Below are 26,226 nucleotides of genomic sequence, written 5' to 3' on the forward strand. Positions count from 1 at the left end.
ATGATTGGCCTGGACCGCCGCACTGGCCAGCAAACCACCGGCCTCGATCATTTGCGGCAGTCGATCGAGGACATTTTGACCACGCCCACTGGCAGCCGGCGCATGCGGCCGGACTACGGCAGCAATTTGCGTCGTTACGTCGACCTTCCAGTTAACGAGGGCTGGAAAAGCGCCGTGCAGGCAGAAGTGGCCCGTGCCCTGGTGCGCTGGGAGCCGCGCTTGAAGCTTGAGCGCGTCCGCGTGACGGCTGTTGTAGGCGGCCAAATCACCCTGCAGCTGACGGGTGAGTACCTGGGCAATTCTGCCGTACTGGAGGTAAGCGCATGATCGATCTTTCTTTGCTGCCGTCGCCGGACGTGGTGGAGACGCTGGAATTCGAGGTGCTGTATCAGGAAACCCTCGGCAACTTCCGCGAGCATATGGGCGATCAATGGACTGCGGTTTTGGAGTCCGACCCCGTGGTCAAGCTGCTGGAGGTGGCGGCCTACCAGAAATTGTTGGGCCGGGCACGGGTCAATTCGGCGGCCAAGGCCAGCTTGCTGGCTTATGCCACTGGCGCGGACCTAGTTAATCGTGCGGCTGACTACGGCGTTGAGCCGCTGGTAATCAGGCCGGCCGACCCTGACGCAGTGCCGCCTGTGGCGTTGGTGATGGAGAGCGACGAGGCATTGCGTTACCGCGCGCGCCTGTCGCTTGAAGCGCTGTCAGTAGCTGGCAGCCGTGGTGCCTACGAGTACCACGGGCTGAGCGCGTCGGCCGAGCTGGTCAACGTGTCGGTCGACTCACCCCGGTTTTCCGGGGTTGAGTTGAGTGCTGAGGTCCGGGCGCAACTGCCGCCCGGGGCGATTGTGGTGGTCTGCGACTATGACGCGGGCTTGACCAATCCGCTGCCCGGCGACGTTTCCCTGGCCATTCTGCCGAGACGGGACAGCACTACGCCGGCGGCGCAGCTGGTGGCCACGGTGCAGACGGCGCTATCAGCCGAGAGTGTGCGGCCATTGACTGACCGCCCACGCGTCCAGGCCGGTGCTGCCGCTGAGTTCAAGGTGCAGGCCGTCCTGCAGGTAGAGGCGGGGCCAGATCCTGAAGTGGTCAAGGCCACGGCGCGCAAAGGCCTGGATGCAGCCATTGCCGAGGCCCGGCGGCTAGAGGGCCAGTTGCCACTGTCGGCGATCTACGCGGCGTTACACGTAACGGGCATCAGCCGTGTGGACTTGCTCCACCCAGTTGAAGGGTTGGTATGTGATAAGCGGCATTTCCCCAGTTGCACGTCGATATCGCTGACAACGCAGGTGGTGGGATGAGCTTGCTGCCGATCAACTCCACGCTGCTGGAGCTCTCGCTGGAGGCGGCCAGTGAACAAGGCATCGACCCCGATATTATCCGGGGCGTTGCCGACTCGGCGCGCTGTCCACCCAACTTCCTCCCCTGGCTTGGCTGGGCTTGGAAGGTCGAGGGGTGGGAGGCGGCCAACACCGACGCCCAGCGTCGTGAGCTGATCCGCGAGGCGATCCCGGTTCACAAGACCAAAGGCACCGTCGGCGCGATCCGGCGGGTGCTCAAGGCGGTGCGGGTTAACGCGGACTTCAAGGAGTGGCACCAGATACCGAACGCGGCCCCGTACACGTTCCAGGTCACGGCCTGGGCGAACGAGAATCGCGAGGGTGAGGGTTCGATTATTTCGCCGCAGTTAGGGGAGCGCCTGCGCGCCCTGATCGATGCGGCGAAGAACGAGCGCAGCCACTACGAGTTTCGCCTGGGGGCGCGTTTCGATGGCGGCCTGTTGTTGGCCAACGCTTCACGCGGTCGGGCGCTACAGCGGCGCACGGTAGAGGCTCTGCCGATACCCATGCCGCTTTCCGAGCAAGGTCTGTTACTGGCCAATGCCGCCAATACGCGGTGCCTGTTTCGGCGGTTTGCCGAGGCGCAGGGCATCCCCATAAACGCTGAATCGGGCCTGCAGGTCGCGTGTGCTACCCGTGCGCGGGCGGTGCTGCGGGTGCCGATGGAGGCAGTTCAATGAGCACACCGTTACAACCTGTGATCACCAAGGCTGGCTTGGCGGCCATCCTGCGTGCCGACAACACCGGTATCTCGGCGCAGATCACCCATATCGCCCTGGGTAGCACCGGTTACAGGCCAGACAATGGGCAGAAAAGCCTCGTTAACCAGGTGGCCAAGTTCCCTATCAGTGGCGGCGAGCGGTTGAGCAGTACGCTGTTGCACCTGACCGCCTTGGCGGATGGAACTGCAGCGTATTGGGTGCGGGAGGTCGGCTTTCTGCTGAGCGACGGCACCTTGCTGGCCGTCTGGTCGCACCCCACCGAGGCGCTGACCTACAAGTCGGCCAATACCGACCTGTTGCTGGCCTACGACCTGTCGCTGGCCGCGCTGCCGGCCAATAGCGTGACCATCGTTAGCGGTGAGGCGGGCTTGAGTTTGAGCCTTGCCGAGCCGCTAGCCGCCCAGGCGGCCGCCCTGATTGCCGAGCAACTACGCGGCCTGAAGCGTAGCGATGCTGTCGATCAGGAGACTGAAAAGCTGCGCATCGTCGGTGAGCGGATCAACGACCTGTCACCGCGTATGAAGGCCGCCGAGCTGCGACAGGACGCTGACCGCGAGATGTTCGCCGAAGTGCATGCCGCTCAGGCCGGCTCGCTGATTGCCGAGCAACTGCGCGGCCTGAAACAGCAGGACCTGGCCGAGGCTGAGGCCGAAGCCCAGCGGGTCGCTGGCGAGCAGATCTACAACCTGTTGTCGCGCATGAAGGTCGCCGAACAGCGTCAAGACGCTGATCGGTCCGGCCTGCTAAGCGCAGTCGTATCCAATGCTGCGGCCACTGTTGCGCTGCAGACCCTTATCGCTTCCCAAATCCACGGAGCCTAATCCCCATGAGTCTCGAATCCGAAGTTGCCAACCTCGTTAGCGAAACCCGCTCGCTTCTTAACTACTTCAACGCCAAAAAGGCCGGCATCGAATCAGCGGTATCCGCTGCCATCGCTGCTGTTCCTGAAACCACTCGTAGCTGGTTTGTCGACCAGATTGCTGGCCTGGACACCAACCCTGGCACCTCAGCTGCGCCGTTCAAGACCATTGAAAAGGCCGTGGTATCCACGCCGAACTCTGGCGTTTGTGGTGTGTACCTGTTGAAGGACTACGATCTGCTGTCGCAAATCGACATCACCTGTTCTCTGCTGGTAATCAGGGGGGGGTCAGGTGCTGAAAAGTTGCGACCCAAGTATTACACCCAAGCAAACGGCGGGGTGTCTGAGTCGCGCTTGGGCGGCTTTGCTTTCCAACGTCAAGGGGCAAACATCGAGCTTCGGGAGCTGACCCTGGTGTTGCCTTCTCCGGCAGGGGTAAACCCGGCAGTCGTGGGCAATCGTCCAAACAGCTTCTTGCGTACCTTTGGCAGCTACTCGGTGCCCCCGGTCATGGGTGTTCAGATGAATGCTTTGGTTGTGCAGAAGGCCGATGACTTCGCCGGTTACCTCATCAGTGCCTCTGCGTCCTGTGTTGCTCTGGGCTGCGGCAGCGTGAGTTTCCCGACCGACTTCGCGGGTCGCTATATCGACGGTATCGCCGCCGGTACTGACACCAAGACCATCAGCCGCGTTCTCACCAACCTCGCCACTCTGTAAGGGCCACCATGAAAACCACCGATATCAACGTTATCTACAACGGCCAGCAGTATGTCGGCTTTGACTTCGCGATCCTGCCCCTGGGTGCCGCCCTGGCGGTCGCTTGCCAGCAGATCGACCTGTCTGCTGATACGGCACGCCGCGCCCTGGTCAGCGACGCCCTGCGCGCCCAGGAGCATCAGACCGCCGCCGAAGAGGCCAAGGCCTTCGCCCAGGCCGACTACGTCGGCGAGGCACCGCCCAGCGTGCGAGCGTGGATGGTCGCCGCTGACCTCGATGCTCAGGCCGCGACCGACAGCATTCTGGTCAAGGCTCAGGTGTGGCAGACGGCGATGTACGCTATTCGTGCCGCGCGCCTCAAGGGTAAGCAGGACGTGCTCAAGTCGACCACCCATGCAGCGATCGAGGTGATTGCTGACCAAGCCGTTGCCGCCATCCTGGCCAGCATCGAAGGCGTCGACGGTCCAGTCTGACGCGCCTGTTAACCAACTTTTCACCCGAGGCCGCTATGCGGCTTTTTTTGTGCCTGGAGGGCACGTATGAACCGAACTCACTTTGAGCACGCCGTTGTAGCGCTGCTGATCATGGGCGTCCTGTGGGGCGTCCTGGCCCTGCTCGGCGTCCCGGCCGGACATTGGGCCGGCGCCGCTGCCGGCGTCGCCTTCTTCGCGGGCCGCGAGTACACCCAGGGCGAGCGCAACCTGGCGCACGTCGAGGCGGTACATCTGGCCAATCTGCGCTGGTATGACGGCCTGCGCTTCTGGCGTTGGACGCCAGACGGGCGCCTCGATCTGCTCTTTCCCCTGGTGGCGTGCCTGGTCGTGGCGCTGCTGATTCAGTGGCTGCAATTGCTGAAGCACTGACCGAACCCCTCTTTCATCCCCTGGGCCGCGCATGACGCGGCCTTGTGCTTTCTGGAGCTTCACCATGCCTACTAGCTTCTTTCACGGCGTTACCGTAACGAGCGTCGACACTGGCGCGCGCAATATCTCGCTGCCGTCCTCCTCGATCATTGGCCTGGTCGACACCTTCACCGAGGGTTCGAACGCCACGGCCAAGGTCGGCGACGTGGTGTTGATCACCAGCGATAGCGAGGCAATTGCTGCGTTCGGCGCCGCTTCTGCCATTACCAAGGCGTGCCTGGCCATCTATGCCCGCTCCAAGGCCGTGATCGTCGCGTCTGGCGTGGCCAAGGCCGTCGACGCAGCGGCACAGACCTCGGCGATTATTGGCGGCGTGCAGGCCAGCGGTAAGCGTACCGGTCTGCAGGCGTTACTCGATGGCAAGAGCCTTTTCAACGCTAAGCCGCGAATCATCATCGCGCCCAAGCACAGCGCAACCCAGGCGGTAGCGACTGCCATGGATTCGATTGCTGGCAAGCTGCGTGCTATCGCCATCATCGACGGCCCCGGCACCACCGACGAAGCGGCCACGACTTACGCCAAGCTGTTCGGCTCCAAGCGCTTGTACATGGTTGATCCGGGCGTGCAGCTGTGGGACACCACCACCAGTGCCACCGTCGATGCACCGGCCTCGGCCTGGGCGGCGGGCGTGTTTGCCTACACCGACAGCGAATACGGTTTCTGGTGCTCGCCATCGAACAAAGACTTCATGGGCATTACCGGCACCGGCCGCGCGATCGACTTCTTGGACGGCGACGAGACGTGCCGGGCCAACCTGCTCAACAACGCCAATATTGCGACGATCATTCGCGACGATGGTTTCCGCCTGTGGGGCAACCGCACCCTGTCGAGCGATGTCAAGTGGGCGTTTGTCACCCGCGTGCGCACCATGGACATCGTCATGGACGCGATTCTTGCTGGCCACAAGTGGGCAGTCGACCGGGGCATTACCTCGACCTATATCCGCGACGTAACCGAAGGTCTGCAGGCCTTTATGCGCGACCTGAAAGCTCAGGGCGCAATCATCAACTTCGAGGTCTACGCCGACCCGGTGCTCAACTCGGCCAGCGCGCTGGAGCAGGGCAAGGTGTACTGGAACATTCGCTTTACGGACGTTCCGCCGGCTGAGAACCCAAATTTCCGTATCGAAGTCACCAACCAGTGGCTGACCGAAGTCCTCGACCAAGCCGCTTAAGGAGCGCATGACATGGCAATGATTCCCGAAACTCTGGCCAACCTGAACCTGTTTGTGGACGGCCAAAGCTTCAATGGCGACGTACCCAACCTGACCCTGCCAAAGCTCACGCTCAAGACTGAAGAACACCGTGCCGGCGGCATGGATATCCCTATTGAGCTGGACATGGGCATGGAGAAGATGGAAGCCAACTTCACCACCACCGGCCAACGCAAAGAGTCGTTGAAGTTCTTCGGCCTGGCCGATGGCAACGCTTTCAACGGCGTATTTCGTGGCTCCTACAAGATCCAGAAAGGCGAGACCAAAGCGGTCATCGTCACTCTGCGTGGCACGCTCAAAGAAATCGATATGGGCGACTGGAAGGCCGGTGACAAGGCCGAGGTCAAGCACGCCATCGGCGTGACGTACTACAAGCTCGAAGTCGGCGGCGTGGTGATCTATGAGATCGACCCGGTCGGCATGAGACGCGTCATCAACGGCGTCGACCAACTGGCCGGCCAGCGAAACGACCTCGGCCTGTAATCCCCCAACCCTTTCGCATTCCATTCAAAATCAAGGACACATCCTCATGAACAAGCCACTACCGAAGTACCTTAAGCTGACCACCGAAAGCGTCACCATCAACCTGTCCAAGCCCACCGAAATGAACGGTATCAAGGTTGACACCATCACCCTGCGGGCCCCGACCGTGCGCGATATTCGCAACTCTACCCAGACCTCGGGTGGCGATGATGAGCAACGTGAAATGAATCTGTTCGCGTCGCTGGCCGAGGTCCACGTCAAGGACCTGGAAGGCCTTGCTTACAAGGACTATAACCGCCTGGCGACCGGCTACACGTTTCTGGTGCGAGACGACGAGCTTTAATCCCACCACGCAAAAGCGCGCTGCCAAGCGACTCGCGGCCGAGCTGAATTTCTCGGCCGCTGAAATCGCTACCATGTCCTACGCGGACATGGTCTGGTGGCTCACGGATTAGCTTGCATAGGGGGTTCCGATGGCAAGCAGGCTAGCGTTGTCACTGGTGATTGGGGGTGCCGTCGCCTCATCGGTCGGCGCCGCGTTTAACACGGTCGAAGGCCGTATAAAAAAGCTCGAGGACAAGGGCAACAAGGCCAAGGTGCTCAAAAGCACCATTGGCGAAACCATCAAACTGCGCGACGAGTGGAAGCGCGCGCACGACGTCGGGGCCGCTGGCGCCGACAAGCTGCTACGCAAGCTCGACGGCAACCTGGAGGCCTTGCGTAAGCAGGGTGTCGAGGTCGGCCGCCTCGGTCGGGAGTACCAGCGCCTTGGCCGAGAGGCGAAGGCCGCCGATCTGCAGATGAAGGGCCACCAGCAGCTGCAGGCGGGCAAGTCCTCACTTAAGTCGAACATCGGGCAGTCCGTGGTCGCCACGGGCATGGCCGCCGTGCCAACGATGATCAGCGCGAACTATCAAGCGGTCATCCGTGACATTGCGATCAAGGCTGATGTCGTCAACAAGACCGAGGAAAGGCAGCTAACTCGGACCGTGATCGACACGTCGCAAGAAACCGGCATGTCGCGCAATGACGTGGCCGACCTGGTCAACCAGTTGGTCGGCGCCGGCATGGAGCTGAACAAGGCGCTGTCTTATGCGCCGACGGCCGCCAAGTTCGCAATTGGCCAGGGCGCCTCGGGCGTCGACACCGCGTCGATGATTATGGCGCTGCAGCAGAACGCCAAGATCAACGATCCGAAGGTTATGCAGCAGGCCCTGGAGGCCATCGCCTACCAAGGCCAGGCGGGCAGCTTCGAGGCCAGCGATATGGCCAAGTGGTTCCCGCAACTGCTGGCCGGCATGGAAAAGAACGGCATCACCGGCATGGAGTCGGTCACGTCCCTGGGCGCGATGCTGCAAGTGCAAATGAAGACCGCCGGCAGCTCGGACGAAGCCGCGAACAACTTCAAAAACTGGATGGAAAAGATCGGCTCTGGCGACGTGGTCAAGGCCTACAACGACGTAGGTATTGATTACCAAGCTTCGCTGAACACTGGCCTGCAGAAGGGCATGAGCGTCATTGAGTCGTCCATGGCCTTGGCCATGAAGTACGTCCAAGCGACCGATCCGGCCAAGGCCAAAAAGATCAAGGATGCTCAGGCCGGTATCGACAAGGAAGTTGATCCGGAGAAAGCCAAGGCCGCGTTGGAGGCGCTGGAGAAGACCCTGCGCACCGGCGACCTGTTCGCCGACATGCAGGTTAAGGCCGCGCTCACGGCCTACGCGCAGAACCGAGGTCTGTACAACGAGCTGAAAGCTGATTCGCAGAAGGCTTCGGGGATTCTCGACAAAAACCTGGCCGAGCGCCGCGAGACCTCGGCGCAGCAGTGGGCTGAGTTAGGCCAGGCGGTCGATGACTCGATGCGCAGCATCGGGGACGCCATCCGCCCGGCCACGGATTTGGCGGCCAAGGGACTGACCAAGCTCGCCCGGGGCATTACCTCGCTATCGGACAACTTCCAGCCGGTTGTGCTGGGTATTGCCGGCATTACCGCTGCGGTGTTGGCGTTCAAGACCGCATCCAGCGCGCTGAAAATCGGTCGAGGGGTGTACAACATCGCCCGCGGCCGAGGCCTTGAGCATCTGGCCGGCCGAGCTGGCCGTGCCGATCGCGCTCCGATCGAGTTACCCAAGACCGGCAACAAGGTCGTGGACACCGGCCTTAGCGTGCTGGGCAAGGTGTTTTCTGCCCGTACGACCGAGGCCGTTCCGGCTGACGATCCCGAGGCGGGTGGAAACGTCCTGCAGCGCGTGTTCGTGGTGAATGCAAATGCGTTTGCCGGGGTCGGCAGTGGCGTTGCAAATAGCGCCCCTGCAGGAGCTGCTAGGGGCAGTCGGAGAAGTCGCCGGCGGGAGCGTAGGCGCGCGGCGAAGCAGGGGCCTGTGGCGCAGCCAGCAGCGAAGGTGGATGCGCCCGCCGCGCCACCTGCCAAGCGCCGGATGTTTAAGGCGGTGCCAGCGGCGTTAACTGGTGGCGACGAACTGGGTAAGGTGGCGCGCTCGATGCGAGGCGTTACGCGCCTGGCCAAGCGTTTGCCAGGTGGTAATTTCATGGATGCCGGCACGGCCGCGCTCGATGTTGCGCTGAATGCCAAGACCCAAGACGAAAAGGCCGAGGGTTACGGCGCCGCCGGCGGCAGTCTCGCGGGCACGCTCGCGGGTGCTGCTGCCGGCGCGGCCATTGGTTCGGTCGTGCCGGTCATTGGTACCGCCGTCGGCGGTGCAGTCGGTGCCGTCCTGGGCGGCATGGGTGGTGAGTCGGTCGGCGCCTGGCTGGGCAAGCACTGGTTTGGTGATGAGCAGCCTGAAGGGGAGGCTAAGCCCCTGACGGAAACACCGTCGTTACCAGGTGAGGCGTTACGCGTAACGCTGGAGCCTGGCCAGGAGGCCAAGTCGGCACCGATGCCTGCCCTGGGCCTGACTGTGCGCGAGCCGGTCAAAGCCGTTGCGCCGGCACCGACAGTGGTTAAGCCGGTCATCCCGCCGTCGAAGCCCGAGCCGGTGCTGCAGGCACCGGTGGCGGTCCCTGCAGCAGTCGACAGCCGGGAGCGTGTGCCGGTTGCCGAGCCTGTGCCGGTAGCGCTGGGCCAAACCGTGCGCGAGCCGGTTAAAGCCGTTGCGCCGGCGCCGACAGTGGTTAAGCCGGTCATCAAGCCGGCGAAACCCGAGCCGGAGCCCCAGGCGCCGGTGGCGGTCCCTGCAGCAGTCGACAGCCGGGAGCGTGTGTCGGTTGCCGAGCCTATGCAGGCACCGGTACCTGCCCTGGGCCAGACCGTGCGCGAGCCGGTCAAAGCCGTTGCGCCGGCGCCGACAGTGGTTAAGCCGGTCATCACACCGGCGAAACCCGAGCCGGTGCCCCGGGCGCCGGTGGTGGTCCTTGCAGCAGTCGACAACCGGGAGCGTGTGCCGGTCGCCGAGCCTATGCCAGCAGCGGTGCCTGCCCTGGGCCAGACCTTGCGCGAGCCGGTCAAAGCCGTTGCGCCAGCGCCGACAGTGGTTAAGCCGGTCATCACGCCGGCGAAGCCCGAGCCGGTGGCCCAGGCGCCGGTGGTGGTCCCTGCAGCGGTCGACAACCGGGAGCGTGTGGTGGTTGCCGAGCCTGTGCCGGCAGCAGTGCCCGCTCTGGGTCAGACCGTGCGCGAGCCGGTTAAAGCCGTTGCGCCGGCGCCGACAGTGGTTAAGCCGGTCATCAAGCCGGCGAAACCCGAGCCGGTGCCCCAGGCGCCGGTGGCGCTCCCTGAAGCGGTCGACAGCCGGGAGCGTGTGCCAGTTGCCCAGCCTGTGCCGGCACCGGTGCCTGCCCTGGGCCAGACCGTGCGCGAGCCGGTCAAAGCCGTTGCGCCGGCGCCGACAGTGGTTAAGCCGGTCATCACGCCGGCGAAGCCCGAGCCGGTGCCCCAGGCGCCGGTGGCGGTCCCTGTAGCGGCCGACAACCGGGAGCGTGAGCCGGTTGCTGAGCCTATGTCGGCACCGGTACCCGCTCTGGGCCAGACCATGCGCGAGCCGGTCAAAGCCGTTGCGCCGGCGTCGACAGTGGTTAAGCCGGTCATTACGCCGGCGGCGCCCGAGTCGGTGCCCCGGGCGCCGGTGGTGGTCCTTGCAGCGGTCGACAACCGGGAGCGTGTGCCGGTTGCTGAGCCGGTGTCGGCACCCGCACCCGCCCTGGGCCAGACTGTGCGCGAGCCGTTCAAAGCCATTGCGCCGGCGCCGACAGTGGTTAAGCCGGTCATCATGCCGGCAGCGCCCGAGCCGGAGCCCCAAGTACCGGTCGTACCTGCAGCGGGCGACAACCCGGAGCGTGTGCCGGTTGTAGAGCCTATGCCGACACCGGTAGTTGCCCTTGGCCAGACCGTGCGCGAGCCGGTCAAAACCGTTGCGCCTGTGCCGACAGTGGTTCAGCCGGTCATCACGCCGGCGGCGCCCGAGCCGGTGCCCCAGGCGCCGCTGGCGGTCCCTGCAGCAGCCGACAACCGGGAGCGTGTGCCGGTTGCCGAGCCTATGCCGGCACCTCCCCTGGGCACTGCCATGCGCGACCTGGTCAAGGCCATGCCGGCCGCTCCGGCACCGGTGCTGGTCAAGCCGCTGGTAATGCTTGCGCAGCAGCCTGCGGCACTCGTGCCGCTCGTGCCGCCGGTGGTGGTCGACAACCGGGAGCGTCAGCCAGTCGTTGAGCGAGTATCGCCTGATACCCGGCCTACAGCACCGGTACCGGCCGGACCACCTTCCTTCGGGGAGGTGGTGCGCGAAATGGCCAAGTCGGCTCCGTCGGTGCCACGGCTGCCCGAACAGGCCAAGCCAGCCAAGGCGCCCGAGCCGGCGAAGTTGCCAGCGCCGAAGGTCGAGCAGTCGTTTACTTTCGCGCCGGTTATCAAGCTCGACGTGCATGGCGATGTGAAGGACCCCGAGCAAGTGGTGCGCGAACTGGAGTCACCCCTGCGTCGCCTGTTTGAGGCCTTCCAGCGTGATGTATCGGCGCGCATGTCCTCGGCTCAACTGTTTGATCAACCACATATCTAAGGAGGGCCTATGGCCTACATGGAGCTGCTGGAATCGTCCCTGTCGGGATTGGTTTCAGCGGGGGAGGCTGGGCGCAAAGACCTAGACGGCATGCTCGGGCCGATTCACGGTGCCGTTGGTAGCATCACCGGTGCTGCCTCGGAGCTGGAAAACATCCCGTTCGTGCCGCCCGAAGTCGGGGCCAAGCTGGGGCGCATGGTGCGCAGTATCAACGTGGCACAGTCCCGTGTGGGGCAGGTGGCCGCGACCTATGGCCGTGTCGCTTCAGGCGCGGCCCAGATGCAGGAACGGCTCGGCACGTTCAAGCGGATGGCGTCCAAGGTCTCGGCCGAGGCCGGTCGGGTGGCGGGGATGGTAAGCCCTTCGCTGTCCAACATCCTGCCCACCGGTGGACTGATGGCCACGGCCACGCCAAAGTTTGAGGCGATTGCGCCTTTCCCGCACTTGCTGATCATTCAGCCGCATGACCCTAAGGCGCAGCCGTACTACTTCAACCTCGACACCACTGCCTTTGACGAGCTGCGCCGGCAGGCGTCGTTTCGCTGGGCTGGCCAGGAACGCCTACGTCGTAGCGTGGCGCAGCAAGCCGTGGGCTTGGGGGAGGAAAAGATTACCCTCAAGGGTGCGATCTATCCCCACCACAAGGGCGGAATCAAGCAATTGAACGTGCTGCGCAGCATCGGCCGAAACCTGCAGCCGCTGAATCTGGTGACGGGTTATGGCGAGGTGCTGGGCAACTGGTGCCTGGTCAGCGTCGAGGAAGAGCAAAGCCACCTTCTGGCAGGTGGCATCCCTCGAAAACAAGGCTTCAACCTGGAGTTTGTGAGCTATGGCAACGATCTGCAGAACGTCTGACGGGGATCTGCTCGATGTGATCTGCAATCACCATTATGGGCATCTCAACGGCACCGTCGAGGCCGTGCTCGATGCCAACCCGGATCTGGCCAGGGAGGTACAGCCCTACGGTGCCGGCCTGCTGATTCGCTTACCTGATCTGTCTGCGCCGGCGGTCGAGCTGCTGCAGCTGTTCGATTGACCCCGCGTTACGCGTAACGAAGCCCCGCCCAGTGCGGGGCTTCGCCTTTCTGGAGCACGTATGAAACCAACGTATCGAATCATTGCGGACGGCAAGGACATTACCGCGATGATCAATGACCGCCTGTTGCTGCTGCGTATTTCGGACAAGCCCGGCATGGAGTCGGACGAGTTCGAGCTGCGCATTGACGACCGCGACCAGGCTGTCGCATTGCCGGCGCGTGGTGGGCGGGTAGAGGTATTCCTGGGCTATGAGGGGAAGCCGATTAAGCGCATGGGTGCCTACACGGTCGACGAGGTGCAAGTGTCCGGCCCGCCCGATGAGCTGACCATTCGCGGCAAGGCCAGCGACATGCGTGGCAGCGGCAAGACGATTCGCAGCGGTAGTTGGGAAAACGTGCCGTTGTCGCAGATCGTCGGCGATATCGCCAAGCGCAACGGCTGGGAAGTGGTCTGTCCGGTCACGATTAAGGTTGAGCGCATCGACCAGCGCAATGAGTCGGATTTCAACTTTTTTACGCGTCTGGCTCGGCAGTACGACTGCACCGCTAAGGTGGCCGAAGGCAAGCTGCTGATCATGCCTCGGCAGGGCGGAAAGAGTACTTCCGGCAAATCGCTGCAGGTCATCACCATAAACAAAACAGACGTCCCCCGTTACCAATTTCGCCTGGGTGATCGCAGCACGCAGAAAGCTGTGAAGACCCGGCATCAGGACCAGAAAAGCGGCGAGCTGAAAGTGGTTGAGTTAACCAATGGCGAGGCGCCTGACGGTCTGCCCCCAGTTCACACCGACCGCCACATCTACCCCAATAAGACCGCCGCCGAGCAGGCCGCCAAGGCGCGGCTAAATGCGTTTAACCGCAGCACCGCCGCCGTGCGCCTGGAAATGGCCGGGCGTACCGACCTGTTTGCCGAATGCACAATCAATGCCCAGGGCTTCAAGGTCGGGCTTGATGGTGAGTACCTGGTGGACGGTGTTGAGCAGGTTTTCACCGCGTCCGGGTGGACGACCACCGTCGAGTGCAACGGCGGCAAGAAGGGCAAGGCGAAGGCCGCCGGCAAGAAGAAAAAAGAACAGCGGCCGCTCAGAGTCGAGCAGCTGTAACCCATACGGCCGAACGCGGCCATCACTGGAGTAAACAATGGCTATCACGGTTCAACAACTGCAGAAAATTCTCCCGAACGCCGGCCCTAACGCCGGCGTTTTTGCACCTGTGCTGAATGCTGCCATGGGTAAGTTTGGCATCGTCACGCCGGCGCGGCAGGCGGCGTTTATCGCGCAGATCGGTCACGAGTCCGGTCAGTTCCGTTACGTGCGTGAGCTGGGCAACAATACTTACCTTGCCAAGTACGACACTGGTGCGCTGGCTGCGCGCCTGGGCAACACCCTCGAGGCCGACGGCGACGGCCAGAAATATCGCGGCCGGGGTCTGATCCAGATCACAGGCCACGACAACTACCAGCGCTGTGGCGAGGCCCTGGGCCTGGATCTGCTTAGCCAGCCCGAGTTGCTTGAGTTGCCGCAACACGCGGCCACTTCGGCGGCCTGGTTCTGGAAGCAAGCGGGTCTCAACCCCCTGGCAGATCGCGGCGAGTTCAACGCCATCACTCGCAAGATCAATGGTGGCCTCAATGGCCTGGCCGACCGCCTGGCGCTGTGGGCGAAGGCGCGCGAGGCCCTGGGCGTATGACTGCCATCAATTGGCGCTTGGCAGCGCTGATGTTGCTGCTGGGCTTGGCTGTTGGTGGTCGAGTGGCTTGGCTTTGGCAGGCGAACAGCTATGGCAAGGCGATGGCCGACAAGGCCGGTGACTATCAGAACGAGCGCGAGGCCGCCGCCAGTGCGGCGATTGAGTGGCAGGCGGCTGAACAGTCCAGGCGTCGAGATCTGGAGGTTCGCCTACGGGCAGATGACGAAACTCACTACAAGGAACTACGCGATGCTCAACAGACTCAGGATCGCTTGCGTGACCGCCTCGCTACTGCTGATCTCCGGCTGTCAGTCCTACTCGACATCAGCGCCGAGGGTAGTAGCTGTGGGTTGTCAACCGCCGCCGGTGGCCCCGGCGTGGTTCATGGAGGCGCGCGAGCCCAACTTGACCCAGCGCATGCTCAACGAATTATCGGCATCACCGATGTCGGCGACCAAGGATTGATCGCTCTCGCGGCTTGTCAGGCCTATGTCAAAGCCGTGTCAGCAACACAGTAAAAAAGAGCGACCGGGGTGGATGCGTCAACATCCATTCCGGTCGCCGTCCCTGCAGATGGTTCCTGCAAGTCCAGCCTAGGCTCTTGCTCCGTGCACAAAGCGCGGCGAGCCTAGCACCTGTTTATACATACAGTAAAGGTCTTGCTAATTATGTCTTCTCCTATTATTCCTTGGATGGGCGGCAAACGCCGCCTGGCCGATCGCCTTATTCCTCTCTTCCCACCACACGAATGCTATGTCGAAGTCTTTGCCGGTGGTGCCGCGCTCTACTTTATGCGGCCCCAGGCAGCTCCCGTTGAAGTTCTGAACGATATCAACGGCGACCTGGTCACGCTTTATCGGGTCGTGCAGAACCACCTCGAGGAGTTCGTGCGCCAGTTCAAATGGGCGCTGAGCTCACGCCAGGTGTTCGAGTGGCAGAAGATGACCCGCCCTGAGACCCTCACAGACATCCAGCGTGCCGCCCGATTTTTTTACCTGCAACATCACGCCTTCGCCGGCAAGGTCACGGGTCAGACCTTCGGTACCGCAACGACCGGTCCGGCCATCAACCTCCTGCGGATCGAGGAAAATCTCTCTGCGGCCTGGCAGCGCCTTTCTGGTACCTACGTCGAAAACCTATCCTGGCTTGATTGTGCTGAACGCTATGACCGTGCTCATACCTTCCAATACATGGACCCGCCTTATTGGCAGACCGCTGGCTATGGGGTGGATTTTCCCTTCGAGAACTATGAACACATGGCTGACTTCATGCGTCGGTGCAAGGGGAGGGTGATGGTCAGCATCAACGATCACCCCGACATTCGACGGGTGTTCGCAGGCTTCCATATGGAGACGCTGGACATTCGCTACAGCAACACGAACCAGCGACAAGGTAAGGCCGAGATCAGCGGTGAGTTGATCATCATGAACTGGGAGCCGGCTGCTTTGGGTGGATTGTTCTAATTGGGTTGGGGAGGGGGCTTTTGACGCTCCCCCCCTTCTGTCGAAATATCCAGGAAGAAATTGACTGAAAGGTGCCTACACAGTTAACTGTATGTATATACAGATTTTGCGAGTGGCATCAACATGAGCTTTACCATACTAGGCCAGCTTTTCGAGGGTGGTGCGAAGCTTCCGCTGTGCTCGTTTCGGGTCCCGGCAGGGTTTCCATCACCGGCTGCGGACCATATTGAGCAGCACATTTCTCTGGATGAAGTGCTGAACATCCGGGCACCGCATGTCTATCTGATTACGATCACTGGCGAGAGCATGCAAGGGGCAGGAATATTCGAGGGGGACCTGGCGGTGGTGGACAGGTCTATCGAACCTATTCACGGGCACATTGTGGTGGCCCTGCTAAACAACGATCCGATCTGCAAGCGACTGTGCAAGCGCGGAAACGAAGTGATCCTGCTGTCGGAAAACCCGAAATACCCAGCCCGCTATATCCTTGAAGGTGACGAGTTATCGATCTGGGGTGTGATCACCAGCACAGTGCGCAGCCATGTCTAAGCCCGTGCCGGTTTTCGGGCTGATCGATTGCAACTCGTTCTATGCGAGCTGCGAGCGGGTATTTCGGCCCGACCTGGCCAAGGTCCCAATCGTGGTGCTGAGCAACAACGATGGCTGTGTCATTGCTCGCAGCTACGACGCCAAACCTTTCGTGAAGATGGGCGAGCCATACTTCCAGATCAAGCACAAGCTCAAGCAACACGGCATTGTTCCGTTCTCGTCCAACTATGCGCTTTATGGCGACATGAGCGAGCGTGTGATGACGCTGATTGAGTCGATAGTTCCGGCGGTCGAGGTCTATAGCATCGACGAAGCCTTCGCAGACCTGACAGGCATTGATGACCTGGATGTACTTGGCCGGCAGATCCGCAGCCAGGTATTGCGATGTACCGGTATCCCGGTCGGCGTCGGTATAGCCCAAACCAAGACCCTGGCCAAACTGGCCAACCACACAGCAAAGCGCCTGCAGGCTCAAACTGGAGGTGTGGTGAACGTCTGCGATCCAATCAAGCGCGATTGGGTATTGCGCAATACCGACGTTGCCGAGGTCTGGGGTGTTGGCCGGCGGATGAAAATGCACTTGGACGCGATGGGTATCAAGAGCGCTATGGATCTGGCCAGCGCTGACCCTTGGACATTGCGCAAGAACTTCAGCGTGGTCATCGAAAAGACGGCCCGTGAACTGGCCGGCACGCCATGCCTGGAGCTGGATGATCCCGACCCGCCAAAGCAAGAGATTTGCTGCAGCCGGATGTTTGGCAAGCGCTTGAAGGAGTTACCGCCAATCAAGGAGGCGGTGGCCACCTACATGATGCGCGCCTCAGAAAAGCTACGGGCGCAGGGCTCACTGTGTAAAAAAATTCGGGTCAGTATTCGCACTGGATTCTTCAATCCCGATGAGGCCAAGTACGCCAACGGTGTGGTGGTTGATCTTCCATACCCGACTGACGATGTGAGACTACTTACAAAGGCAGCCGTAGATGCGCTCGATCACGTCTACCGGGTTGGGTTCAATTACAGCAAGGCCGAGGTGATGTTGCTGAATCTTTGTCAGCCTGGCGAGTACACCGAAGACTTATTTGCAGAGTCTCAACCAGGTGCTGCTACAAAGCTGATGGGCGTTTTGGACGAGATCAACCAGCGCTGGGGAAGGGGAACGCTTCGCTCAGCGAGTGTGCCAAGTAATCCCGATTGGGTGATGCGGCGCGAAATGATGAGTCAAAGCTATACAACGCGCCTTGATCAGCTCTGGCGAGTGTCTTGTTCTTAGGTGAATAAGTAGTAGTTCGGATGGTGTTGAAGTAGTGCAAAGCTGCGCAATACATGGCCTACAGGGCGATCAGTGAAAAACGAACCTTCCTAACCTCTTTCCCATAGGGCAAGCTGAAAAGCCGGAATACGCGATTTTCATTGCATTCGCACCAACAAGCGTGTGTTCAAAGATACATCGACGATCGCTCTAGCGAAGACGGGTGGAACCTGCGCCCAGATGGAGGTGGCCGAGATCGGCTATGTGTGTAGGATGGGTACCTAAGGCGACGCAGGGGAGTGTAAAGCCCCCCCCCTCCCTGTAATAAGTTTTTTTAAATCATTAAATGGGAGAGGGTGAGTAGTTATATGATCGTCGAGGGGTTGATACTAATGTTTTATTATATTGTCAGTGGTTCAGCGAGTTGATTGCTTGCTATTTCTCGTTTGGAATGGTGTACATCCAATTTTTTATTGAGTTTTGTGCGATCGATACTAGAAGGTCATAGCTAGGCAATAGTTTGTCGGGTTTCCCTGTAAAGTATTCATGAAGGGTTTCGAAATAGTGGTTGAAAGGAGTTGGTGAGCGATGAGGTGGCTGTTCTCCTCTGTGCACAAAACAGGATCTATATGTATAAGAGTCGGAAAGCAGCGTACTGATTTCATCGATCGTCAAATCTGATGGGTAAATTTCACCATGTTTTTTTTCTAAGATTTTGGGCAGCTCTTCGTCGTCAGGAGAGCACTCTATATAGGTGTCATAGTGATCTTGCCAAGGATGAGGTACTAGGCCTTCCCAAGTGGATGGCGGTGCGAACGTTTTTATAAAGTCTATGTATTGTTTTTTGATATTTCCAGCTTTATTGGCATTGTTGCGTAGGGCTCTATATTCTTGCAGTAAGTCCGAAAGTATACGTTTGTCGTCTACTATTTTTTTCCACTCTTTTTCTTTTTCTTTTTCTTTTGGGTTTTTGTTCGACGTTATCTTTATGGCTTGTTGGGCTGCGGATTCTATAGCAGATACAATCAATAGGTGTGCAAGTCCGAAGTCTTCTCTCTTGTTTGAAAGCGAGAGGTGTACAAGGCGAATGGCTTGCATGACGATTACATATTTGTTATATGGGATTTGGTGTAGTTTGGTAATTAGTGCTATGGTTTCTTCTTCGTACTTGCTTAAGGTTTTTTTAGTTAGTTGTGTTGTTGAGCTGCCAGGCCCGGTATAAAGTATTGGGTGGTGAATTGCAAGTTGTATAATTTCATCTCCCTGTGGCTCATGCTGCCACATGAGGTCGTCACGGGTTGACTTTATAATTTTTCCCGAAACGAAAGATATAATTGATGCCAGTGCAATTCCATAGAGTTGGCTGTTGTGCGTGCCTACACGTTCAGGATTTTTTACTTTGCAGATGAATGATCTATAAGGTCCGTGTAGGTTTACTGTGATTGACGGATTAACAGTGCAGTGCGGTAGATTCCATGCTATTGGCAACTGGAAGCTTGTGAGTAAGTATGAGTGGTTGGGGCCGAAGTTGTGGGCACTGTCTTTTACTTCGTTCGGTCGGAAAGCGCTAATGCATTCATCGAAAAGAACGTGATCAGCTGTTACAGCTCGGGACATACAAATTTCCTTCAACTTGAATGCTTATGATTTAGGTTGTGACTGGCAGCAATCGACATCCGATCAGCGTCATTCGGGTGTTATCAACACCGCGCGAGTCATTTTGATAAACTCTTCGTTTCGATCGATTGCAACCAGGGCACCACGTACATTTTTGGCGACATCCCCAGACCCGCGCTGCTCGACCCACAAAGTAAGCTCCATGATGGCAGCTTCTAGAGCGAGTTGGTTTTCGTTGATTTTGTGTAGCAGGGAAGGGAGCAGCTCTGAATTTGGCATCGCAATTCCTCCGTGAGCTCGAAAGCGTAGCAGCTTAAGAATTTCATGGGGGATGAAGGCCGGTTCTAATGACAGGCATATTGAGTTTGCATTGACAGTGCACGAGGTTGCGGCCAATAGCGGTTACTTAGGTTTCGCAACAAGGGATGAGGGTGAAGATGGCTGGCGAAAGTGAATTGTTCGTCTTCCCGCTCACCATGCACGTATTTATGACCTGATCGAAGCCTCTTCGGGAGGTATGCAGCTCAAGCAAGGTTTGCGTCTGTAGACCGATGGCGAGCGCGCTGAGTCGACAGGAAAGACTGGCCGGGAAGAGACGCTTCGCTGACAGTTGGATTAACAGTTACGACAGTGATGGAAAGGGGTATCACCAGGCACAAAAAACCGCCAATGAAGGCGGCTTTTGGGAAATCCTATAAGCTATGTGCGGCCAGCCATCACGCCAGTAGGCTCAATCTGCTTGCCACGCTTGGCGGCGGCCATGAAACGACGCTGATTCGCAGAAACCGATCCGCCCAGGCGCTGGGCTTCCGCGGCGTACGCGGCAACCAACATTGGTTTTGCTGTCTGCTTTTTCATCGCATGCATCCCTGAGGGTGATGATTGAATGAGGTCATGTTATTCGCCCTCTACAGAAATGACAAGGCGCCGCTCATCGTCGAACTCGAAGCCGTTCTCGCAGTACCAGGGGATCGCGCCTGAGGCTGGATCCTGAACCTCAATCCACTTCAACTTCAGCATGCGTGCGAACGCGTCGATCGCAGTTAGAGCAATGGGTAGCACGTATCCCTTCAGTGGGTGGCTCGAGTCTGGCTTTCCCTCGAGGAGGATAAGCTTGATAGTGAGCTTGCTGTCTCGGGCATTCGCGTATGCCATGCCGCATAGCTCTACGTCATACCACAGCGCCAGGTCGATCCCCTTGGGCCATTTCTGCTTCCAATTGGATACTTCCTCCCAGGAAAGCAAAGCGCCGTCTTCGCCCCAATTGTAGCTTGCCTCAACTGCCGCGTGGTTGATGGGCTCTAGTCGGACGCGCGAAACATCGAGATCGGGTGGGTCTAACGAGGCCTGCTCTTCGGCTAACAGCCCGAGGGCTTGCCGGTAAGCCTCTCCCCGATACACCTGGTATTTCAGGTGGTCGTTACGTGGTGCCATCAATAATCCTTAGATTCTTAGCTACCCCACCCTCTACCACTGGGGCGGCCTCACTATAACAGTGGATACGAAAACCACCAGATCGCCGTCGCCGTTGACGGCTTGACCGATTCTGTTGAAAAAGTCGGCCATGGTTTGCGCATCAGAAAAGTACGCGTCCGAGATTGAAATCTTTACTTTTGGCAGGGACTTCCAGACTCGGATTTCACGTGGCAGCGTGCAAAAAAGGCGTTTTCACCAGTCAATGATCAGGCAGTTTGGGCAGACCGACTTTTTCAACAGAATCGACCCAAAGGAACCGCTCAATTGGCATTGAAACTTCGGTAACTAAAAGCCTGTTGTTACCACGATGCGGAAGGGCTGGCCTAAGTCGGATTGTCCGCTTCAGTTGTCGCTCATTCCGAAGTAGCTTGTTCAAACTCACCAAGCTCTAGCTGACACCACGATCTGCACTGAAGCCATCAGTGGAGAGGGTATCTTAATTTTAAAAATGCTCGAGGTCGTTAAATGTATAATGGACATCTTGTTTGTTTATAACCACAGGGATGTTTAATTCGATGGGTTCGCGCAATTGATCTGATAGAATTCGTACAGTAATGGATGTTAAATTTTGTGGCGGTCTTACGAGATAAACGCAATCTGTAGTTAGAGTTTCTCCAGATTGAATTTTCCCCATGCGAAACACCGCAGTGTGAAGCTCACGCTCTGTTGTTATTGAAACGCCGCAGCGTGAAAGATTTATCGGCGTTACTCTCTTCATCGCATCAAGAATGCTGCTTTTTCTCTTCGGTCTGTCAAGTATTTGACGCTCTTCTAGTAGCTGTAAGTCGTTTGCAATTGGAATGGTAAGGTAAATTCTGACGTCGTCAGCAAAATTGGTTCCAGAGTTGGTTAGTTGTAGGCGAAAACCCGAAATTCCTTCAAGCTGTTGAATGTATTGAGCAAGCTCGCGGTAATATGCTTGGTTGGTATGCGCCATATCGTAGCTTGCACCAGTATCGAACATTCCGTAAGGAGTCCGCTTCTCCATCAGGTCCGGAAGTTCATCTTGATTTTCAATGATTACATTATTATAATTTAAATATAAAGAATCTAGATTAGTGTCATCTGATCCTAAGAGTTGTAGAGAAAGATTCGGAGAAAATGTTTGCGATTTTTCGACACGATCCGCGCCCATTTTTGCAATTTCTTCGGGTTTTGCTATTGCCGTAGATGAGCCGCGTCGTACATAAACAGTATCAGCCAATACCTTGCCGAAGGCTTGCTTTGCATAGATAGGCCGGTCTTGGGTGTCGATGGTATACAGCCCCAGCTGGAACCCTTTGAATGTTAACGATCTGTATGAAAAGTGAACCGGGGTGTTTGTTTTTCCATTGATGAACTGTTGAAGTCGTGCATCGTCCAGGTCTATATCAAGTCCGACAAGCTCTCCTAAGTCACTAACGCCGACTAAAATGTGCGCGTCTTCCTGTCGCCAAGCGTTGGCGAATGCTAGTACATCTTTAAGTAGCTCACCTTTAGCTTCTGGTGTAGCGCCATCGTGTGGGTATTGCTGCACTTTATAGTCCAGTGTTGTGCCTTCGCCTTTATAAAGTAGTGTTTCTATTAACGATTGGTCATCCATTTTCATAATCCACACCTTGATTTCCCGCAACGCTACTGTTTTGGTGTCGACCTGTCTAGCTGCAAGGGTTGGGACGTCGGGTACAGATCCGCGATCAGCATTTAGTCGTGCATCTTCCGCATACCAACGCCCGGAAGAGCGACTAAAGAGTCGACGTCCGTTAAGGCGAGGTCTCGGCGCAAAAGGGCATTCCCAGTTTCGTCGGGCTTGCGTTTGGCGAGATCGCTGACGGCCAACCTTCGGCACGCTGGTCTACGGTCATTATGGCGAAGCTGGAAAGAGGCTTCGTACTCTGGAGCTAATGGAAATAAGTGGACAATACCTCTACAGCGTAATGTCTGCTTATGGCCGATTCTGTTGAAAAAGTCGGTCATGGTTTCCGCGGCAGAAAGTACGCGCTTGAGATTGAAATTTTTACTTTTAGCAGAGGATGCCAGGCTTAGGTTTCGCGGAGCTGAGTGCAAAAAAAAAGGCGTTTTCAGCAGTCAGTACGCGAGTAGCTTGGAAGGACCGACTTTTCAACAGAATCGGCCGATTGCGGTCATTCTGGCGTCATCAGCACGGCGAGCGTCAGCTTGATGAACTCTTCATTCCGGTCGATCGTGTCCAGGGCGCCACGCACGTTGCTCGCAACGTCTGCGGAGCCGCGCTGCTCGACCCAGTTCGAAAGTTCCATGACGGCGGCCTCAAGCGCGAGTTGGTTCTCGTTGATTTTGTAGAGCAGGGCAGGAAGCAGGTCTGAATTTGGCATCACGACTCCTCCGTGGAGCTTTCAGTTTAGCAGCATCAGATTTTTAAGGGATGGAAGGTCGCTTTCGGGTCGGTATTGCACGCGGGGAGTGTTCAAAAATCCGTTCCGCAACCGAAAATGTAGCCCCCGAAAACCGTGGGCGGCAGGCCTTTAAAAATCAGTAGCTTGCGGAACGCTATGCGTGCTAACCTATTGAAATTCAGGGCTTTATAGATGGATTGCAAATCCACCTACGCCGGTTCGATTCCGACCTCGGCCTCCACTATAAATAGCCCTGTAGATCAACGATCTACAGGGCTTTTTTATTTAAGCTGGTGCGCAATGTTTTGTCCTGGAATTGCCTTGGATGAACTTGCTTAGCAGGGTAGGGGTGTATATATTTCCTCCCCTGTCGCACTAGTAGCAAAAACGACTGGTTGGCTTCAGGTCGTGATTGACCGCGACACCGCGCTACCGCCCGAATGGCGAAATTGGTAGACGCATGGGACTTAAAATCCCCCGCTCGTAAGGGCGTGCCGGTTCGATTCCGGCTTCGGGCACCATATATATCAAGGGCTTGCGTGATTTTATCGCGCAGGCCCTTGTTCGTTTCTGGTTGAGAAAAAAGCTCATTAAAACTTTTTGATGCCTTCTGCGACCGTCAAGTCCTGGCTGACCAAGTAAGTCTGAAACGACTTCCAAAGGGCTCTTTGAGGGTAATGCTGATCAGTTAAGCGACGCAGTTCATTGTGGGAGCGGGCGCCCGCTTGCGGCTTGCTCGCGATGGACTTGAAAGCGCCGCGTATTTATCTACTTACGCGTTATCGTTCACGTCCATCGCGAGCAAGCTCGCTCCCACATAGGGTCTGCAAGCGAGGTGTTCTGGAATTCCTTGATCAGCGATGTGTGCAACCGTAGGTAGCATCCAGAAAATACAAATGCGAATACGTATCAATATATTGCTGTTAGGTATACCATACGCCGCGATTTATTGGCATGTATGCCCTCCCATTTGGCTATTTTCTCAAGGTTTACTAGATGCGTCGTACTCTGGTGTCCATCTGCGTGCTTCAGGCATTCTCCGTGTCCTCCTGGGCAGAAGAAGCCACAACTGAAAAAGCCAGTCTGGAGTTGCAAGCGACTGACATCGTTGGCACAGCAGATTTTGAAACCGCCCTTGGGCCAGTTGACGGTTATCGCGCGACGCGGTCGGCCAGCGCTACGCGCACCGACACTTCGATCCACGAAACGCCACAGTCCATCAGCGTGGTCACCAGGGATGTCGTCGAGGACATCAGTGCGACAAGGTTGCAGGACGCTCTCGATTACGCCGGTGGTGTGGGGCGGGCCAACAATTTCGGCGGACAGGGGCTGACTACCTTTACCGTGCGCGGCTTTACCACCGGGGAGTTCTATCGCAACGGGTTCCCGATCAACCGTGGTTATCCGAACATGCCCGATGCCAACATCATCGAGCGACTGGAAGTGCTGCGAGGGCCGGCGACCATGCTCTATGGCCGAGGCGATCCAGGTGGCACCTTCAACGTCATCTCCAAGCAGCCCCTGGCCGTGCCCACTGTGACCCTGGGGAGCCAACTCGACGACCAGGGCATGCAGCGCGGCACGCTGGACGCCTCCGGCCCGTTGGACGAAGAGGGCCGCCTGGCCTATCGCCTGAACGTGGTGGGTGAGGGCGGTGATACCTTCCGCGATCATGTCGAAACCGAACGCTACGGCGTGACCCCGGTGCTGTCCTGGCAGGCCACCGACGAGACCAAGGTGATTTTCGAAGGCGATTTCATGCGCAACAATCACCCGCTCGACCGTGGCCTGACGCGCTATCCAAACCAGATCGGCACCGCCTCGCGCGACACCTTCTTCGGCGAAAAAGACGTTGGCAAACTGCACAACGACAACAACATGGCGCAGCTGCGGTTCGAGCATCTGCTGAGCGATAACTGGACGTTGGGCGGTGGATTCCAATGGCTCGACGGGACCCTGGCGGGGAATGCGGTCGAAGCCAACGGTGTGGCTTCGGACGGGCGCACCCTGGGCCGTAACTTCAATTACCGCAAGCTGGAGTGGACGGACAAGGACACCCAACTCAACCTCACCGGACATTTCACCGCAGGCGGTTTAGATCACACCCTGCTGACCGGCGTCGAGTACGAGGATTACGACTACCAGTCGATCATCCAGCGCTCCAGCGGAGACGCCAGTGCCTATCCGATCGATATCTTCAATCCGGTGTATGGCCAGCCGCGTCCAGCCTTGACCCGCACCCCGACCAACGACAAGGAAAACCTCAAGACCTACGCCGCGTTCATCCAGGATCAGGTGGCCGTGACCGAGCGCTTGCGCGTCCTGGCCGGAGCCCGTTTCGAACGCTTCGAGCATGCCTACCAAACCTTCGTGCCGGCCGGCAGAAGCTGGGAGGCCAGCGACAATGCCGTGACCCCGCGCGTTGGTGTGACCTATGACCTAACCGATACCGTGGCGATTTATGCCGACACGGCGCGCTCGTTCAAGCCCAATACCGGTGCCAGTCGCCAGGGCGGTGGTTTCGAACCGGAAAAGGGCAAGTCCTATGAGCTGGGTATCAAGTGGGAAGCGCTGGACAGTCAATTGAGTGTCGACGCGGCGATCTACCAGATCGAAAAGCGCAACGTACTCACCACCGATCCTGTGGACTCGACGTTCAGCGTGGCGGCAGGCGAGGTGCGCAGCCGTGGTTTGGACCTGAACATCGCCGGCAACCTGACCCCGCAATGGCGGGTGATCGGCGGCTACGCCTATGTCGATGCGCAAGTGACCAAGGACAACGTCATCGAATCCGGCACCCGGCTGATGAACATCCCGCAGAGCAGCTTCAGCCTGCTCAATGTCTACGAGTTCCAGGATGGCGCGCTCAAGGGTCTGGGGCTTGGCACCGGGCTCAAGTACGTCGATGAGCGCGCAGGGCAGACCGCCAACACAGCGTTTTCGATGGGTAGCTACACGGTGGTCGACCTGCTGAGCTACTACAAGGTGAACGACAGGGTCAGGCTCAATCTGGATGTGAAAAACCTGGCGGATGAAGATTATGAGGAGGGGGCGTTCGGCAACGTTTACGCTTATCCAGGGGCGCCGAGAACAGTGCAGGTCGGTATTTCCTACACGTTGTGATTCGATTGAATGGGCGGTCTTGCGAATTGTGAAAGCTCAGCACGCAGCACGTCCTGCAGCTAATCGGGCAAAAGCCCCGCTGGCCCTGGCCTGGCGGGGCTTGTTCGTTCTCCTCAGTTCTCATTATTTTTAGTACATTGGCCAGCACATCTGAGTTCGACTCGATCCACGGTTGCCGGTCAGGATGGTCCTGAATCAGATCCGCAAGTTACCCGCCCTGATGAATTCGATGAGTGCTTTCAAGGCAGGTGGCATATGGCGTCGGCTGGAGTAATAAAGAATGAGAAAATGCGAGAAAATGGGCACGGATTTATTTTCAAGATCAGCAGAAAATGCAGAGTCAAATAAATCTGTCCCCTTTTGCTCGTCCCCTTTTGCTCCCTGCGGGAAAAGC

At 58.3% G+C, this 26,226-nt stretch carries 26 protein-coding genes and 1 tRNA gene; 21 read left to right on the plus strand and 6 right to left on the minus strand.

Translation table 11 applies throughout. The features are described from left to right. From PspS04_RS11735 to umuC, 19 genes are all read left to right on the plus strand, one after another. Positions 1–327 carry a GPW/gp25 family protein gene (locus PspS04_RS11735; RefSeq protein WP_159995378.1) on the plus strand — a complete coding sequence of 109 codons (327 nt, stop codon included), beginning with the start codon at positions 1–3 and terminating at the stop codon, positions 325–327. After that, positions 324–1,304: a baseplate assembly protein gene (locus tag PspS04_RS11740; RefSeq protein WP_159995380.1), complete on the plus strand. Its 981-nt coding sequence runs from the start codon at positions 324–326 to the stop codon at positions 1,302–1,304. Before PspS04_RS11735 ends, PspS04_RS11740 begins: the two co-directional genes overlap by 4 nt. After that, the gene (locus PspS04_RS11745) at positions 1,301–2,023 is read left to right on the plus strand and encodes a phage tail protein I (protein ID WP_159995382.1); all 723 of its coding nucleotides are present in this window, start codon (positions 1,301–1,303) and stop codon (positions 2,021–2,023) included. The genes PspS04_RS11740 and PspS04_RS11745 overlap by 4 nt, the downstream gene beginning before the upstream one ends. Beyond that, positions 2,020–2,886, plus strand: coding sequence for a phage tail-collar fiber domain-containing protein (locus PspS04_RS11750; protein ID WP_159995384.1), 867 nt, complete (start codon positions 2,020–2,022; stop codon positions 2,884–2,886). The genes PspS04_RS11745 and PspS04_RS11750 overlap by 4 nt, the downstream gene beginning before the upstream one ends. Positions 2,887–2,891: 5 nt before the next feature. After that, positions 2,892–3,641: a hypothetical protein gene (locus tag PspS04_RS11755; protein WP_159995386.1), complete on the plus strand. Its 750-nt coding sequence runs from the start codon at positions 2,892–2,894 to the stop codon at positions 3,639–3,641. Between the two features lie 8 nt (positions 3,642–3,649). Then, the gene (locus tag PspS04_RS11760) at positions 3,650–4,114 is read left to right on the plus strand and encodes a hypothetical protein (protein WP_159995388.1); all 465 of its coding nucleotides are present in this window, start codon (positions 3,650–3,652) and stop codon (positions 4,112–4,114) included. 66 nt (positions 4,115–4,180) lie between these two features. Beyond that, the gene (locus PspS04_RS11765) at positions 4,181–4,504 is read left to right on the plus strand and encodes a hypothetical protein (protein ID WP_159995390.1); all 324 of its coding nucleotides are present in this window, start codon (positions 4,181–4,183) and stop codon (positions 4,502–4,504) included. A gap of 64 nt (positions 4,505–4,568) precedes the next feature. Then, a complete protein-coding gene (locus tag PspS04_RS11770; protein ID WP_159995392.1) occupies positions 4,569–5,738 on the plus strand; it encodes a phage tail sheath subtilisin-like domain-containing protein in 1,170 nt (389 codons plus the stop codon). Between the two features lie 12 nt (positions 5,739–5,750). After that, positions 5,751–6,260: a phage major tail tube protein gene (locus PspS04_RS11775; protein WP_159995394.1), complete on the plus strand. Its 510-nt coding sequence runs from the start codon at positions 5,751–5,753 to the stop codon at positions 6,258–6,260. Between the two features lie 46 nt (positions 6,261–6,306). Next, entirely contained in the window at positions 6,307–6,603 is a 297-nt protein-coding gene (locus PspS04_RS11780) for a phage tail assembly protein (protein WP_159995396.1), read from the plus strand. Between the two features lie 130 nt (positions 6,604–6,733). After that, entirely contained in the window at positions 6,734–11,275 is a 4,542-nt protein-coding gene (locus PspS04_RS28000; protein ID WP_202982083.1) for a phage tail tape measure protein, read from the plus strand. Between the two features lie 9 nt (positions 11,276–11,284). Continuing rightward, complete coding sequence (locus PspS04_RS11790; RefSeq protein WP_159995398.1) at positions 11,285–12,130, plus strand: phage tail protein; 846 nt, start codon at positions 11,285–11,287, stop codon at positions 12,128–12,130. Beyond that, positions 12,105–12,311, plus strand: coding sequence for a tail protein X (locus PspS04_RS11795; RefSeq protein ID WP_159995400.1), 207 nt, complete (start codon positions 12,105–12,107; stop codon positions 12,309–12,311). Before PspS04_RS11790 ends, PspS04_RS11795 begins: the two co-directional genes overlap by 26 nt. A gap of 60 nt (positions 12,312–12,371) precedes the next feature. After that, a complete protein-coding gene (locus PspS04_RS11800) occupies positions 12,372–13,415 on the plus strand; it encodes a phage late control D family protein (RefSeq protein ID WP_159995402.1) in 1,044 nt (347 codons plus the stop codon). A 37-nt stretch (positions 13,416–13,452) separates the two neighbouring features. After that, the gene (locus PspS04_RS11805; protein ID WP_159995404.1) at positions 13,453–14,001 is read left to right on the plus strand and encodes a glycoside hydrolase family 19 protein; all 549 of its coding nucleotides are present in this window, start codon (positions 13,453–13,455) and stop codon (positions 13,999–14,001) included. After that, on the plus strand, positions 13,998–14,519 hold the full coding sequence (locus PspS04_RS11810) for a lysis system i-spanin subunit Rz (protein ID WP_159995406.1): 522 nt from the start codon (positions 13,998–14,000) through the stop codon (positions 14,517–14,519). The genes PspS04_RS11805 and PspS04_RS11810 overlap by 4 nt, the downstream gene beginning before the upstream one ends. A 150-nt stretch (positions 14,520–14,669) precedes the next feature. Further along, the gene (locus PspS04_RS11815; RefSeq protein WP_159995408.1) at positions 14,670–15,464 is read left to right on the plus strand and encodes a DNA adenine methylase; all 795 of its coding nucleotides are present in this window, start codon (positions 14,670–14,672) and stop codon (positions 15,462–15,464) included. 123 nt (positions 15,465–15,587) lie between these two features. After that, positions 15,588–16,013, plus strand: coding sequence for a LexA family protein (locus PspS04_RS11820; protein ID WP_159995410.1), 426 nt, complete (start codon positions 15,588–15,590; stop codon positions 16,011–16,013). Further along, a complete protein-coding gene (gene umuC / locus PspS04_RS11825) occupies positions 16,006–17,283 on the plus strand; it encodes a translesion error-prone DNA polymerase V subunit UmuC (protein ID WP_159995412.1) in 1,278 nt (425 codons plus the stop codon). Before PspS04_RS11820 ends, umuC begins: the two co-directional genes overlap by 8 nt. A gap of 414 nt (positions 17,284–17,697) precedes the next feature. Here the strand turns inward: umuC and PspS04_RS11830 are convergent, their stop codons facing one another. The 6 genes from PspS04_RS11830 to PspS04_RS11850 form a co-directional block, all read right to left on the minus strand. After that, positions 17,698–18,879, minus strand: coding sequence for a hypothetical protein (locus tag PspS04_RS11830; RefSeq protein ID WP_159995414.1), 1,182 nt, complete (start codon positions 18,877–18,879; stop codon positions 17,698–17,700). A 69-nt stretch (positions 18,880–18,948) separates the two neighbouring features. Next, positions 18,949–19,158 carry a hypothetical protein gene (locus PspS04_RS11835; protein ID WP_159995416.1) on the minus strand — a complete coding sequence of 70 codons (210 nt, stop codon included), beginning with the start codon at positions 19,156–19,158 and terminating at the stop codon, positions 18,949–18,951. A 420-nt stretch (positions 19,159–19,578) separates the two neighbouring features. Next, positions 19,579–19,737: a hypothetical protein gene (locus PspS04_RS27510; RefSeq protein ID WP_174244573.1), complete on the minus strand. Its 159-nt coding sequence runs from the start codon at positions 19,735–19,737 to the stop codon at positions 19,579–19,581. A gap of 39 nt (positions 19,738–19,776) precedes the next feature. Next, complete coding sequence (locus PspS04_RS11840) at positions 19,777–20,313, minus strand: N-acetyltransferase (RefSeq protein ID WP_159995418.1); 537 nt, start codon at positions 20,311–20,313, stop codon at positions 19,777–19,779. Between the two features lie 484 nt (positions 20,314–20,797). Further along, complete coding sequence (locus PspS04_RS11845) at positions 20,798–21,943, minus strand: AlbA family DNA-binding domain-containing protein (protein WP_159995420.1); 1,146 nt, start codon at positions 21,941–21,943, stop codon at positions 20,798–20,800. A gap of 535 nt (positions 21,944–22,478) precedes the next feature. Next, positions 22,479–22,688 (minus strand): hypothetical protein, encoded by a 210-nt coding sequence (locus PspS04_RS11850; RefSeq protein ID WP_159995422.1) that lies wholly within the window; start codon positions 22,686–22,688, stop codon positions 22,479–22,481. A 455-nt stretch (positions 22,689–23,143) separates the two neighbouring features. On the opposite strand from PspS04_RS11850, the gene PspS04_RS11855 reads away from it, so the two are divergent. Further along, positions 23,144–23,230: transfer RNA gene (locus PspS04_RS11855), tRNA-Leu, on the plus strand. Positions 23,231–23,705: 475 nt separating this feature from the next. Beyond that, positions 23,706–25,832, plus strand: coding sequence for a TonB-dependent siderophore receptor (locus PspS04_RS11860; protein WP_159995424.1), 2,127 nt, complete (start codon positions 23,706–23,708; stop codon positions 25,830–25,832). Positions 25,833–26,226: the final 394 nt, after the last annotated feature.

Origin of the sequence: Pseudomonas sp. S04, assembly GCF_009834545.1 — a bacterium.
In the GTDB taxonomy this organism is placed as follows: domain Bacteria; phylum Pseudomonadota; class Gammaproteobacteria; order Pseudomonadales; family Pseudomonadaceae; genus Aquipseudomonas.